Source organism: Pigmentiphaga aceris, from assembly GCF_008119665.1.
Classification (GTDB): domain Bacteria; phylum Pseudomonadota; class Gammaproteobacteria; order Burkholderiales; family Burkholderiaceae_B; genus Pigmentiphaga; species Pigmentiphaga aceris.
The window spans coordinates 1,646,320-1,660,148 of record NZ_CP043046.1; the positions used below are offsets into that span (position 1 = coordinate 1,646,320).

At 62.5% G+C, this 13,829-nt stretch carries 12 protein-coding genes; 7 read left to right on the forward strand and 5 right to left on the reverse strand.

Annotated features, from left to right (window positions below; all coding sequences use genetic code 11):
- Window positions 1–129: 129 nt before the first annotated feature.
- The 3 genes from dapA to FXN63_RS06860 all read left to right on the forward strand — a co-directional run bounded on the left by dapA (window position 130) and on the right by FXN63_RS06860 (window position 3,134).
- A complete protein-coding gene (dapA, locus tag FXN63_RS06850; RefSeq protein WP_148813948.1) occupies window positions 130–1,038 on the forward strand; it encodes a 4-hydroxy-tetrahydrodipicolinate synthase in 909 nt (302 codons plus the stop codon).
- A 121-nt stretch (window positions 1,039–1,159) separates the two neighbouring features.
- Window positions 1,160–2,320 (forward strand): outer membrane protein assembly factor BamC, encoded by a 1,161-nt coding sequence (gene bamC / locus FXN63_RS06855; RefSeq protein WP_187395130.1) that lies wholly within the window; start codon window positions 1,160–1,162, stop codon window positions 2,318–2,320.
- A 37-nt stretch (window positions 2,321–2,357) separates the two neighbouring features.
- On the forward strand, window positions 2,358–3,134 hold the full coding sequence (locus FXN63_RS06860; RefSeq protein ID WP_148819030.1) for an MBL fold metallo-hydrolase: 777 nt from the start codon (window positions 2,358–2,360) through the stop codon (window positions 3,132–3,134).
- A gap of 112 nt (window positions 3,135–3,246) precedes the next feature.
- Here FXN63_RS06860 and FXN63_RS06865 read toward each other — a convergent pair whose 3' ends face one another.
- Both FXN63_RS06865 and FXN63_RS06870 read right to left on the reverse strand, forming a co-directional pair.
- Window positions 3,247–3,546, reverse strand: a complete 300-nt coding sequence (locus tag FXN63_RS06865) for a hypothetical protein (protein ID WP_148813950.1) — start codon at window positions 3,544–3,546, stop codon at window positions 3,247–3,249.
- A gap of 304 nt (window positions 3,547–3,850) precedes the next feature.
- Window positions 3,851–5,002 (reverse strand): cupin domain-containing protein, encoded by a 1,152-nt coding sequence (locus tag FXN63_RS06870; RefSeq protein WP_148813951.1) that lies wholly within the window; start codon window positions 5,000–5,002, stop codon window positions 3,851–3,853.
- 69 nt (window positions 5,003–5,071) lie between these two features.
- Here FXN63_RS06870 and FXN63_RS06875 point away from each other — a divergent pair, with 69 nt between their 5' ends.
- Window positions 5,072–5,686: an FKBP-type peptidyl-prolyl cis-trans isomerase gene (locus FXN63_RS06875; RefSeq protein WP_148813953.1), complete on the forward strand. Its 615-nt coding sequence runs from the start codon at window positions 5,072–5,074 to the stop codon at window positions 5,684–5,686.
- A gap of 87 nt (window positions 5,687–5,773) precedes the next feature.
- Here FXN63_RS06875 and FXN63_RS06880 read toward each other — a convergent pair whose 3' ends face one another.
- Window positions 5,774–6,811, reverse strand: coding sequence for a metallophosphoesterase family protein (locus tag FXN63_RS06880; RefSeq protein WP_148813955.1), 1,038 nt, complete (start codon window positions 6,809–6,811; stop codon window positions 5,774–5,776).
- 297 nt (window positions 6,812–7,108) lie between these two features.
- Window positions 7,109–9,754 carry a DNA mismatch repair protein MutS gene (mutS, locus tag FXN63_RS06885; RefSeq protein WP_425468668.1) on the reverse strand — a complete coding sequence of 882 codons (2,646 nt, stop codon included), beginning with the start codon at window positions 9,752–9,754 and terminating at the stop codon, window positions 7,109–7,111.
- A gap of 320 nt (window positions 9,755–10,074) precedes the next feature.
- On the opposite strand from mutS, the gene FXN63_RS06890 reads away from it, so the two are divergent.
- From FXN63_RS06890 to FXN63_RS06900, 3 genes are all read left to right on the forward strand, one after another.
- Window positions 10,075–10,920, forward strand: a complete 846-nt coding sequence (locus tag FXN63_RS06890) for an IclR family transcriptional regulator (protein WP_246165053.1) — start codon at window positions 10,075–10,077, stop codon at window positions 10,918–10,920.
- 108 nt (window positions 10,921–11,028) lie between these two features.
- On the forward strand, window positions 11,029–11,988 hold the full coding sequence (locus FXN63_RS06895) for a 2-dehydro-3-deoxygalactonokinase (protein WP_148813959.1): 960 nt from the start codon (window positions 11,029–11,031) through the stop codon (window positions 11,986–11,988).
- Between the two features lie 60 nt (window positions 11,989–12,048).
- The gene (locus tag FXN63_RS06900; RefSeq protein WP_148813961.1) at window positions 12,049–12,684 is read left to right on the forward strand and encodes a 2-dehydro-3-deoxy-6-phosphogalactonate aldolase; all 636 of its coding nucleotides are present in this window, start codon (window positions 12,049–12,051) and stop codon (window positions 12,682–12,684) included.
- 168 nt (window positions 12,685–12,852) lie between these two features.
- Here the strand turns inward: FXN63_RS06900 and FXN63_RS06905 are convergent, their stop codons facing one another.
- Complete coding sequence (locus tag FXN63_RS06905; protein ID WP_148813963.1) at window positions 12,853–13,674, reverse strand: siderophore-interacting protein; 822 nt, start codon at window positions 13,672–13,674, stop codon at window positions 12,853–12,855.
- Window positions 13,675–13,829 lie beyond the last annotated feature (155 nt).

A 13,829-nucleotide genomic window follows, 5' to 3' on the forward strand; every position in this document is an offset into this window, starting at 1 on the left:
GCTCGCGCAGCAGAATTTTGTGGATCGTTTGCCGACTTTCGTCGGTAACGCTTGCTTTCACGGCAATCCGGTACACTTAACGGTTGAATTCCAGCCACTTCATGGCCACTTCGGGGCATTCGAACCAGCATGACATCTACGACATCGAACCATCCCATCCAGGGTAGCCTGGTCGCGCTCATCACTCCCATGTTGCCCGATGGCAGCCTGGACCTGCCGACGTATCGAAAACTGATCGATTGGCACATCGAGCAAGGCACCAATGGTCTGGTGGTGGTGGGAACGACCGGCGAATCGCCGACCGTCTCGATGGAAGAAAACAGCGAGCTGATTCGCATTGCCGTCGAGCACACGGCGGGCCGCGTGCCGGTGATCGCCGGTGCCGGTGCCAATTCCACTGCCGAGGCTGTGGAACTGTCCAAGGGTGCCAATGACGTCGGTGCCGATGCCATCCTGTCGGTGGTGCCGTACTACAACCGTCCGACGCAGGAAGGCATGTACCAGCACTTCCGCACGGTTGCAGAAGCGGTCGACATTCCCGTGATTCTGTACAACGTGCCGGGCCGCACCGTGGCTGACCTGCAGACCCAGACCACCTTGCGTCTGGCGCAGATCGACAACATCACCGGTATCAAGGACGCGACCGGCGATATCGCCCGTGGCGTGGAATTGATCCGCCAGGCCCCGGAAGGCTTCTCGGTGTACAGCGGCGACGACGCCACGGCTGCCGCGCTGATTCTGCTGGGCGGCAAGGGCAACATCTCGGTCACGGCAAACGTTGCGCCGCGTCTGGTCAGCGAGTTGTGCGCTGCCGCCCTGGCAGGCGACGTGCGCCGCACCCGCGAGATCAACGAACGACTCAGCCCGCTCAACCGTGCGCTGTTCGTGGAAGGCAATCCGATTCCGGTCAAGTGGGCCTTGGCCAAGCTCGGTCTGACGGCACTTGGCTATCGTCTGCCGCTGGTCGAATTGTCGGAGCCGCACCATGCCGCCGTGCTGGAAGCGCTGGCTGCGGCAGGTATTTCGGCAAATGCCTGAAACTCTTTCCCATCCCTGTTGATCCAATCCGCAGCATTGCGCACCAAGCCCCGCGCTTGCGATACCAAGACGAGACGGTGAACGCGTGAAGCATGTTCTCGTCCCAGGAGCCCCCGAAGCTATGAAAGCTGTTTTCCCGATGTCGATGCGCGTGCTGGCGACCGCCTTGTTAGGCGCGTCGCTGCTGTCCGCCGGCTGCAGTTCCGTCAACAAGTTGCTGGGCAACGAAGAGTCGATCGACTACAAGAGCGCCGACAAGGCACCGCCAAGCCTGCAGGTTCCGCCTGATCTGACCCAGCTGTCGCGTGAAGACCGCTACCAGGTGCCGGCCGAGCGTGCCACCACCACCTTCTCGACCTACAACGCCAAGCAAGGCGAGCAACGTGCCGAGCCGACCTCGACCACGGTGCTGCCGACCCCGTCGGCTGACATCACCGTGCAACGTGACGGCAACCAGCGCTGGCTGGTCGTCAACCGCCCGGCCGAAGAGCTGTACCCGGTGGTGCGTGAGTTCTGGCAAGACCTGGGCTTCAACATCCGCCAGGAACGCCCGGAAGCCGGCGTGATGGAAACGGATTGGGCCGAGAACCGCGCCAAGCTGCCGCAGGATTTCATCCGCAACACCATCGGCAAGGTGCTTGATTCGGTCTACTCGACCGGTGAACTCGACAAGTTCCGCGCTCGCCTGGATCGCGCCCCGAACGGCGGCACCGAGATCTACATTACCCACCAAGGTATGGTCGAAACCCTGACGGGTGCCGACAAGACCCGTGCAACCTGGACTGCTCGTCCGTCCGATCCGGATCTGGAAGCCGAATTCCTGCGCCGCCTGATGGTTCGCCTGGGCAGCAGTATCGAGCGCGCCAAGGCCAGCGTCGATCGTCCGCAGGAAGTGGCGGGCCGCGCGGTTGCCAAGCGTGTCACGGGTTCGGGTGCAAGCGGTTCGCTGCAACTGACGGAAAGCTTCGATCGCGCATGGCGCAGCGTTGGCCTGGCGGTTGATCGTGGCGGCTTCAGCGTGGTGGATCGCGACCGTTCGCAAGGTACGTACTTCGTGCGTTACGCCGACCCGGAACTGGGCGCACCGAAAGAGAAGGGCTTCTTCAGCCGTATCTTCAGCTTCGGCAGCGACAACGATCCGAAGGCGCAACCGCAGTACCGCATCAAGTTGACCGGTTCGGGCGATGCCACGCAGATCGTGGTGCAGAACGCCCAAGGTGGCCCGGAAAACAGCCGTGCCGGTGCCCGTATTCTTGACGTGCTGGCAGACCAACTGAAGTAATGCAGTCAGCAGGTCAACCCATCGCAGGACACGCATGATGCGCTACGCCAGTCTGGGTAGTGGTAGTGAAGGCAACGCGCTGGTGGTGGAATCGCAAAGCGACACCACCACCACGCGAGTGATGATCGACTGCGGCTTTGGCCTGCGTGAGATCGAACGTCGTCTGCAAGGCCGGGGCATTGCGCCGGCCGAACTCTCCGCCATTCTGGTCACGCACGAACACGGTGACCATATTGGCGGGGTGTTCAAGCTGGCACGGCGTCACAACATCCCGGTGTATCTCACCACCGGCACCCATCTGGCCGTTGCCGACCGAATTCCCGAAGGTACACAGATCAACCGCTGCGACAGTCACGACCTGCTGTCCATCGGTGACCTTCAGATCCAGTGTTTCCCCGTTCCGCACGACGCCCGTGAACCGGTTCAGTTCGCGCTGACCGATGGCGCGTCACGTCTGGGCGTATTGACCGATATCGGTCAGGGAACGGCACATGTGCAGGCCATTCTGGATGGCTGTGATGCGCTGGTGCTGGAATGCAATCATTGCTCCGACATGCTGGCGCGTGGTGCGTATCCGCCGTCGCTGAAGGCGCGCATTGCGGGTCGCCTGGGACACTTGTCCAATACGGCAGCTGCCGCGGTTCTGGGTTCGTTGAATCGATCCAGGCTGAAGTCGGTGCATGCCGCTCACCTGAGCAGCAAGAACAACCTGCCGGCGCTCGCGCAGGCGGCGTTGGCAGAGATTCTGAACTGCCGACCGGAAGAGGTTGGCGTGGCATCGCAGTCGGAAGGCTTTGACTGGGTGACGATCTAAGCGGAACGAAGACAAACCCGTGGCGCAAGAAAAAAGCCGATCTCATGGATCGGCTTTTTCATTTCAGAACCGGTGCATTGGCACCGTGGACTGTTAGTACTTACTGTCAGGCTTATTTGCTGGTGCCCGTGGTGCCAGTGGTATTGCTGGTTCCCGGCACGGTGGGCGTACCCGCAGCTTCACCCTGGTTGGCCGGTGCAGTGCTGGTACCGGTGCCTGAGGTGGCTCCCGAAGTCGTGCCGGATGTGGTGCTGTCCGGGGTGGTCGGCGTAACCGCAGCAGGTGCAGGCGTGGTCGACATGCTGGCGGGCGGCGTGGGCGCAGTCGCTGGCGCCGGCACTTCGTCCTTCTTGCCGCATGCGACCAGTGCCAAAGAAGCGAGCAAAGAGGCTGCGAGCAGAGATTTTTTCATATCGGTTTTCCTTGAAATCACAGAAAGCTGAGTCGCAGCTAAAAATCCACAGCCGCGCTGAAACTTAGTTCTGAAGTGAGCGAGTCCTAACTAGGACACTTCAAACAGCTTACCAGCGTGATATCCGGGAAAACGGCAGTAATCTAGGCAGTAAGTTCCGTGTAAGCAAGTTCTGTAAGAACCGCCGGCATTAAGTGCGTAGATGTTTCGAGGCGGGCGGGCAGGGCGTTGGTCGAACGTTGCCGGACTGTTAATCAGACCTTGCTCAGGCATTATTCGACCCCCGCCCAACCTTCGACCGGTCTTAATCTGCCTCGATCACACGCAGCCAACCGGCATCCAGCCAGTCGGCCAACTGCTCACGTTCTTCTTCTGACACTTTGTCTTCCGGCAGGTTGGCAAAGTCCAGCCTGCGCTGGTCAGCCAGCTTCTTCAGCAAAGGCGTGGCACCGCTCTCGATTTCCTCACCATTGATGAAGGCAAGCTTGCCGCGATAAAGCATCTGCGTACGGCGGTCAGCTACCAGCGCACCTTCCGTCGGCCAATCGCTCATCAGATCCAGGTCGGCAGCATCTTCGTCTTCACCAAACACCACGTTGGCCTTCGGTTCGGTCAACCAGCGGCCCAGGAAGCGGGTGGCCAGCTTGGCGTCGAAACGCACGCGCGATGCGGCGTCGATGGCAAAGTCCAGCAGCGAATCCGGCATTTGCGCCGGGTTGCGCGTGGGCGCAATGCCGGGGTCGCGGTAACGCGCACCTGCCTGGGCATCGCCCATGTCTTCGGCAGCCAGTTCAAGCATGCCCTGCGCCATCTCAGCGGCCGACGGCGAACGAAAACCGATCGACAGCGTCATGCAATCGTCACCTTCGGCAATACCGTCGTGTGCGTAATGCGGCGGCAGATACAGCATGTCGCCGGCTTCCAGCACGAATTCCTCGGTAGGCTGGAAATTCTGCAGCAGCTTCAAGGGCACGCCCGGCACCAGGCTCAGGTCTTTTTGCTTGCCGATGCGCCAGCGGCGACGGCCAGCGCCTTGCAGCAGGAAGACGTCGTAATTGTCGAAGTGAGGGCCTACTCCGCCACCATTGGTGGCAATGCTGACCATCACGTCGTCCAAGCGCGCATCGGGAATGAAGCGGAACTGCGCCATCAGGTCGGCTGCTGCATCGACATGCAGGTTCAAGCCTTGCACCAGCAAGGTCCAGCCGTCTTCACGTGCGGGCGGCAGGCGGGCGAAGGGGCCGCTTTCCATCTCCCAGCCGTCGGCTTCCTGCCAGATCAGCCGGGATTCGACATCGTCCTCGCGTGCCAGGCGCTTGATCTGCGCGGGGCTGGCGGGGGGCTTGATGTTGGGGATGGCACCGCGGATCAGCAGCGGGCGACGCTGCCAGTAGCGTTGCATGAAGTCGGCGGGCGAGCGGCCGCCAAGCAGGGGCAGGGGAAGTGAGATGTCCATGCCCGCGATGATAACAATGCGGATGCGTTAATCTTCTGCTTTGACACAGAGACCCGCAGGAACACGACCATGAGCAACAGCAGCAATAACGCCCGAAAAATCGGTGCAAACACCGTCGTGACTGCCGAATTCTGGATCAGCGATTCACAGGGAACGCCGCTGGACGACAGCGACGGTCCGGTGGTCTTCCTGCACCGCGGCCAAGACAGTCTGCTGCCGCGACTTGACGACGCCATTGAAGGCAAAGAGCCGGGCTTCGACAATATCTTCCATCTGGAACCCGAAGATGCCTTCGGCGACTACGATGCCGAGCTGGTCCGGGTGGAGCCGCGCGCGCGTTTCCCCGAGCCGCTTGAAGTCGGCATGCAGTTCGAAGGCGTACCCGGCGACGATGACGACGAAGACGGCCCGCTGGTCACGGAAGATGACGGCGAACTCAGCGACGATGAAGACGCCCTGGTCTTCACCGTGACCGACCTGGCCGAAGACCGTGTGGTGCTGGACGCCAACCACCCCTATGCCGGCATGGCGCTGCGTGTGCGCATCAAGGTGTTGGATGTGCGTGCTGCCGAGCCCGATGAAGTCGAGCAAGGCTTTGCCTACGGCGAGGAAGACGAAGAGAACGAAGAACAAGCGCTGGATGCGTTGCTCGACGCGCGTCGTCGTCCCGGCACCTTGCACTGATCTGTTGATCTGACCCGCCGACGTATCCACGTCGGTGGGGCATCTGTTCTACGGTCTATCGCGTTTGCTGTTGTCCAAGCCCACTAATCAAGGCTGCGGACGCGCGTTGCGAGTGCGCACCACAAAGCCCGCATTTCGACCGGCCTGATATTCGATGTGCAGCCAGCTTTCCCCCGGCCGGCTGTTGTGCACGCCTACCCGCATGACGTTGGGCAGGCGTTTGCCGGCTACCGTGAGGGTCTGGTCCACCACGGCCTTCTCGCTGCCGTGCAGCAGCAGCACCTGCCCCTTGAAGTGCCCCGCCAGTTGAACCAGCTGCTGCTTGAATCCTGCATAGGCATCACTGCGGTCACCCGTGTCCAGGCGCGAAAAATCCGGGTCGGCATGGAAGGCGACGATCACGGCGCGTGCGTCTTCACGGGTAGCGTTTGAAAAGGCCTGGCGCAGCCACGCGTTGTTGGCCAATGCGCGTTCTTCCAGCTCGCCGTTTCGTCCTGCACCACGCTGAAAATTGTTCTGTCCACCAGGCACATTTACCGCCACGAACATCAGTCCGTCAGTGCTCCATCGGGCGTTTTCCGGGTAGCCACGAAAGCGTGAGGTCTCGCTTTGGCGCGACAGCGCAATGCGGGTGGCTCCAAGCGAATCTGCACGTTCGAAGAACAGTTCGCGCAGTCGGGTCAGGCGCTCAAAGGGGGCGTAATTGCCGCCTGCACGCAGCGCGCAATCGGCCCAATCGTTGTCGCCGGGCAGCAAGACCAGCGGCACCAGGCTGCTTTCCAGCAGCTCGCGGCGCTGAAGGTAAAGCGTGTCGTCGCAGCGTTCGTTTTCACCCTTCAGGTTGCCCAGGTGGATCAGCAGGTCACTGTCGTGGCCGATGTCTTCCAGCGTGCGCAACAGCACACGTGCCTGGGCCTCGTTGCCGGGGACGTCGGCAATCACTGCAATGGCCGGTCCGATACGTGGCGGCAAGCCATCACGCACGCCGACACCCGGTGGTGGGCGGTCGGCGTGTGCGGCGGGCAGTGGCAGGATGGCCAGCAGCGGCAAACCCAGAAGCAGGGCGGCCAGGTGCCGCCGCCACGATGCGTGCTGGACTCCTTCCCGGACGGATGTCTGATTCATGGGCTGACGGTCATGATGCAACGTTCTTGATACAAAGTTCAGGAGGCGAAATCGTGTGGCGAAATGCATGTGACGAAATGCATGTGACGCGTATGTCATGCGACGCCGCGCACACTGCATCGTTCATGCGAAACGGGTCAGGCCGCACGGTTCGTGCCGCGTTTCATCAGGCGTGACTCGAACCATTCACAGCACCCAAATCATGCGGCAAGACTCTGCCTGCAAAACTTACGAACACTGACCACGCCCCACATCGCGCAGCACAACAGTCATCGTGCGTGGCGCACGCCATCACACTCACGACGAACTTGGGCTCAAGGCTTTCAAGCGATACAGCGCATCCAGCGCTTCTCGCGGGCTGAGCACATCGGGGTCGATCGATTGCAAGGCATCGTGAAGCGGATCGGTCACGATCTCGGGTTCTGTATCCCAGCCCGGTTCTGCGATTCCGGGTGCATTTGCGTCCTCAGGCGAGCCGCCGAACAAAGACATCTGCGGGGTGGTACCGCCTTGCGCCTCCAGCCGGTCCAATTCGCGGCGCGCCATGCGGATCACCGACGGCGGCACGCCTGCTCGCTGTGCCACCTGAATACCGTAGCTGCGGCTTGCCGGGCCTTCACGCACTTCGTGCAGGAAGACTATGCCGCGCTGAGGGCCGGTGATCGGTCCTTCGGCAGCAGCCAGGTGCACGTTGGCGGCCTCGGGCTGCATGGCGGGCAGGCGGGTCAGTTCGAAATAGTGCGTCGCGAACAAGGTCAGCGCGCGGTTTTGCATCAGCAACTGGTGGGCAATCGCCCAGGCCAATGCCAGACCATCGTAGGTGGACGTACCACGGCCGATCTCGTCCATCAGCACCAGGCTGTCCTGCGTGCTGCTGGCAAGAATGGCCGCGGCTTCGGTCATCTCCATCATGAAGGTCGATCGTCCACCAGCCAGATCATCGGCCGCGCCAATCCGCGTGAAGATGCGGTCGATGCGACCGATCCGGGCCGAAGTCGCCGGCACAAAACTGCCCACGCGCGCCAGCAGCACAATCAAGGCGACCTGCCGCATGTAGGTCGATTTACCGCCCATGTTCGGGCCGGTCACCAAGAGCATGCGGCGCGTGTTGCTCAACAAGCAATCGTTGGGCGTGAAGCGTTCGATCACGCGTTCAACCACCGGATGGCGGCCTTGCTCGATGGTGATCTCGGCGCTTTCTTCAAGCTGCGGTGCCACCCAGTCGTTGCTCAGCGCATGGCTGGCCAAGGCCGCCAGCACATCCAGCTCGGCAAGTGCGGCAGCGGCACGTGCCAGCGGCTGAACGTAGGGAGCCAGCAAGTCCAGCAGCTGTTCCCACAGCCATTTCTCGCGCGCCAGGGCACGGTCCTGGGCCGACAGGATCTTGTCCTCCCAGGTCTTCAGTTCCGGGGTGATGTAGCGCTCGGCGTTCTTCAGCGTCTGGCGTCTGCGGTAGTCGTCTGGCACCTTGTCTGTCTGGCCGCGCGTGACCTCAATGAAGAAGCCATGCACGCGGTTGAATTCCACGCGCAGATTGGCAATGCCGGTGCGCTCGCGTTCACGTGCTTCCAGCTTCACCAGGAAGTCGCCGCTATGCGATTCCAGCGCGCGCAGCTCGTCCAGTTCTTCGTCAAAGCCAAGTGCCAAGACGCCGCCATCACGCACATTCACCGCAGGCTCTTGGGCCACTGCACGTTGCAGCAGTTCGGCCAGCGCGGGATCGAGTTCGCACTGGTCGGACAGGCTGCCCAGGTGCGGGTCTGCATCCAGGTCACGTGACAGCGCGACAACCTGTTCGCGCAGTGCCGGCATCAAGGCCAGCGCATCACGCAGGCTGGCCAATTCACGCGGACGCACAGACCGCAGGGCCAGGCGTGCAGCGATGCGTTCCACGTCGGGGAAGGGGCGCAGACTGGTTTGCAGCGCAAGCGGATCGCGCGCTGCCAGCAGGGTTGCGATCGCCTGTTGGCGGCGCGCTGCCGGTGCGTTGTCGCGCAGCGGATGGTGCAGCCAACGGCGCAGCAGACGGCTGCCCATGGGCGTACGGCAATGATCCAGCGTCGAGAACAAAGTCGGCGATTCTTCGCCACGCAAGGTCTCGGTCAGTTCCAGATTGCGACGCGTGACCGGGTCCAGCAACACGTACTGGCTGGCGCGGTCGGCACTAAGTTGCTGCACGTGGGCCAGCGCCTGCGATTGCGTGCCGCTGACATAGCGCAGCAGCGCACCCGCCGCGCATACGGCTTCGGGCATGTCTTCGACATCGAAGCCCGCCAGGCTGTCGGTACGGAAATGCGCAAGCAAATGCTGGCGCGCATTGGCCGTCTCGAAATGCCAGGACGGCGAGGTATTGATCGATGCGGTAAACGTCACCGGCAGCGGAATGCCTTCCGGCAGCACCACTTCGGCCGGTGAGATGCGATGCAACTCGCTACCCAGCAAGGCCAGCGAACACTCGGTGACATGGAACTGGCCGTTGGCCAGATTCAACCAGGCCAAACCGACGCGACGGGCCTCGCCCTTGCCGTTGCCCAGGTACACCGACGCAATCGCGCGATCGGCCTTGGCCGGCAACAGGGCTTCGTCGGTCAGTGTGCCCGGCGTGACGATGCGCACGATTTTGCGTTCGACCGGGCCTTTCGACGTGGCAGGGTCGCCGGTCTGTTCACACACCGCAACCGATTCACCAAGCTTCACCAGCCGGCCCAGGTAGCCTTCGGCCGAATGATGCGGAATGCCAGCCATCTTGATCGGCACGCCGTTCGACGCACCACGGGTGGTCAGCGTGAGATTGAGCAGACGTGCAGCCTTGACCGCATCGTCATAGAACATTTCGTAGAAGTCGCCCATCCGGTAGAACAGAAGGTGGGCACCAGCTTCGGCTTTTAGACGAAGGTATTGCTGCATCATCGGCGTGTGGCCGGAGACGTCGTGTTTTTCCATTAACGGTGACAGCTTCTGATGATCGTTCGAGGCGGGGTCGGAGCAGGGGCGTTCCCGCCATCGGCTTGATGCGATGAGGGCAGGGAAGCAGGTGCGGACAGGGATACCCCGATTGTATCGGCTGAGGCCGGACCCGCCTACCGGGCGGGCGAAATCCGACGAAACGAAGCGGCCGGATTTCCTACGGTTTGTGAGCACGGGGCAGAAATCAGGCAACCCGGCGATCAGGCAGCGCAGCCGTTGCCTGCCAATCCTTCGTAGCGAAATCTCACATATTGGGCATTTCGCCCATATTTTGAGATGTGGATATGATCGCCCGCATGATTTCCCCTGATACCCCCAAGTCTGACGGGTCTGCATCGGCCACCGGCACGCAGGCCTTGGCGCGTGGCCTGCGGGTGCTGGCGGCAGTGGCTGCTGGCGCGAAGGATTTGCGCAGTATTGGCGAAGCGGTTGGTACCAGCCGCGCCACTACCCATCGCCTGGTGAGTTTTCTGCGACAGGAAGGCTGGTTGCGTCAGTCCGACAGCAAGGCCTATTCGCTCGGCCCTCGAATGATTGAGCTGGGTGCCATCGCACTTGAACAAGTGCCCTTGGCAACGCTCGCACGGCCGCACCTGTTGCAACTTGCACAGAGCAGCGGCAACACCATCCACCTGGGCATGGTCGATATGGGCGAGGTGCTGTATCTGGACAAGATTCCCGGCACGGTGGGCCAGGAAATGCGCTCGCGCATCGGGCACCGCATGCTGCTTGCCAGTACCGGTGTGGGCAAGGCACTGATGCTCGATATGTCGGAAGCCGATTGGCGTCGGCATTACGACCACGCGGTGGCTATCGTGCAATCGCAGACACCAGTGCCACCGGGCATTCTTGCGTGGCCGGACTACCGCGACCGCATGCGCAAGTCGCAGGTCGATGGATACGCCATTGACCTGGAAGAAAATGAAGTGGGCATCCGCTGTGTGGCTGCCCCGATTCGTGATGCGGCCGGGCATATTGTGGCGGCCGTCAGCGTGGCGGGCACGGTGCCTTACATGTCGATGGCGCGCATGGTTGAACTGGCTGCGTTTGTGCTGGCCTGCGTGCACGGCATATCGAGCGAGCTTGGCTGGCGCGGGCCAGCAACCTGGCCGCCATCAGGCCATGCCGTGGGTCGCGTCTGATCGTTTGAACCCATTCGCATTTGAACTATTTGATTGACCCTGCACGGCTAAGCGCATATCCACGTTTTTCTTCGATCCCATCGTTTCCCACATCAGGGCACTGCCGAGATGACCACGACGTTTCCAACCACCACTGCCGCCCGACACCTGCTGGCGCTCGACTGGGGCACCAGTTCGTTGCGTGCCCGCCTGATGCTTGCCGATGGTACGGTGCTGCGCGAGGCCAGCAGCGCAGACGGCATTCTGTCCGTGCCGGCGCAAGGTTTCGAGACCGTGTTCGAGCAGCGCTTCGGCGATTGGCTGCGTGAGTTTCCCGACACCGTGGTGCTGGCCGCCGGCATGGTGGGCAGTCGCCAGGGCTGGGTCGAAGCGCCTTATCTGGCATGCCCCGCTGGCTTCGGTGAAATGGCGGCGGGCTTGGTCTGGCCCATGCCGGATCGCCGCCTGGCCTTTGTGCCCGGCCTGAGCACCACCCATGACGACGGCGCACCCGATGTCATGCGCGGTGAAGAAGTGCAGATATTCGGTGCCTTGGACGCGTTGGGGGCAGACGAAGGTGTGTTTGTGCTGCCTGGCACGCACAGCAAGTGGGCGCATGTCGCGCAGCATCAGGTGCGTCGCTTCCACACCTTCATGACCGGCGAGCTGTATGCCTTGCTGCGCCGGCAATCGATTCTGGCGCGCGCCATGCCTGCGGACGACACCGCACCTGCTGTGGCCTGGCCCGCGCAACGCGAGGCCTTCCTGGCCGGCGTACAGGCCGCGCGCGACGGTGTCCTGCTGCACAAGCTGTTCTCGGTGCGTGCTCGCGGGCTGTTCGGCCAATTGTCTGCAGACGCGCAACCCGATTATCTGTCCGGCATGTTGGTGGGCGAGGAAATCCTGGAAGCACTCAGCCTGCTTGGTACGCGTGATCCGGGGCCGATTCACCTGGTCTGCAATGCCGACTTGTGTGATCGCTATCGCGGCGCATTGGCGGTCTTCGGCTTGCAAGGCGTGCCCGCCGTCGACCACGCAAGCTTCCGTGGCCTGCTGGCGATTGCGCATGCGCGCGCGCTGTTGGCTTAGGCAGTCGCCTGCGATCCGGTTTCTTCTTTGATTTTGTTTGCCCGTGTACAGGAATTCAGCATGACATCCGCCCTCACCATCGACCGCTTCCTCGACCGTTTTCCGCTGATTGCGATTCTGCGCGGCGTGCGCCCCGATGAGGTCGAAGCCATTGGCGACGTGCTGGTCGATGCCGGTTTCAGCATTCTGGAAGTGCCGCTGAATTCCCCCGATCCGCTGGACAGCATTGCGCGCTTGGCGTGTCGCTTTCCCGACGCGCTGATCGGTGCGGGCACGGTGATGACACCGCAGGATGTGCATGCAGTTGCCAAGGCAGGTGGACGCCTGATCCTGATGCCACACAGCGACCCTGCCGTGGTGCGCGCAGCTTGCGAAGCGGGGCTGTTGTGTGTGCCCGGCGTGGCAACACCGACCGAGGCCTTTGCCGCGCTGGCCAATGGTGCCGCTGCGTTGAAGCTCTTCCCGGCAGAGCAGATGCCGCCTGTCATCGTGAAGGCGTGGCGCGCCGTCGTTCCGCATCAAGTGCGCTTGTTGCCAGTGGGCGGCATCAACCCGGACAGCATGGCGGCCTACTTGGCGGCGGGCGCGGCCGGTTTTGGTCTGGGGTCTGCCTTGTATCGGCCGGGCATGACGGCTGCCGAAGTGGCGGAACGCGCCCAGGCATTCTGTGCCGCGCTGGCAGTTTTGAAGGTGTGATCAGGGGCACTCGCAAGCCACGGCCGAAACACGGTTTGAGACGCTCTGGTGCCAGGCGCTGACCGATAGCCTGTACCAAGCCATGAACCTGCTGCGTATAAGCCGAAGACCGCTCGTGCATTTGCCAGACCGGTCTTCGCAAACCGCGCAACCGGCCTGACCTTCGTCTCAGTCTTCGTGCTTGTCGTGCGTGGCAGCACTGCCGCGACGCCAGTAGCCTGCCGCCTTGGTCCATGTCGGATGCGCGCCATAACGGGTCAGCAACTCGTTGCGCAGCAGCTTGGCCGTTGCCGATTCGCAGGCCACCCAGGCGTGAAAATCGCCGCGCGGCAGGGGCAGGGTGGGCAGGGCATCATGCAGCAGCGTGGTGCTGCCTGGCTCGGCCCCCAGACGGTGGACCCAGTGCACGGACACCTGGGCCTGGCTGTCGAAGCTGATCTGGTCTGCTGCCGAATCGACTTCCGCCAGCACCACGGCATGCGCATGCTTGGGCAGCTCGGCCAGGCGTCGGGCGATTGCCGGCAAGGCCGTGTCGTCACCGATCAGCAAGTGTGCGTCAAAGTCGGTCGGGATAATGAACGAGCCACGCGGCCCGCCCACGCCCAGGCGTTGGCCGGGCGCTGCCTGCGCTGCCCAGGTGGTTGCCGGGCCCGCGTCATGCATGGCGAAGTCCAGCGTCAGCGTGCCTGCCACCGGGTCGTAGTCACGCGGCGTGTAATCACGCGCGGCCGACCGCGCCTGACCTTCGGCAAACACCGGGCCGTCGGGGCCGACGGTGGGCAGGTTCAATACGCCCGTTACCGGGTCGGGGAAGAAGACTTTCACGTGGTCGTCGAAGCCGGGGCTGGTGAAACCAGCCAGGTCTTCGCCGCGCAGCGTGACGCGCACCAAGTGGGGCGTGACACGGTTGACGGCAGCGACTTCAAGATTGCGAAAGCGCAAGGTATGGCGCACGCGACGTGGGTTTCGGTCGGGAACAGGGTTGCTCATGATGGGTATCGGATAGGTATCGAAAATTCGGTTGATCGGCAGCGTCCGCGGGTTCTATCAGCCCTGAGCAGTTCCGCGCAGGTGGCGTTCGGCGACGATGTGCGGCCAGTCGGAAAGGGGCTGGGGCGGACAGGAAAATGACGATATGGACATGC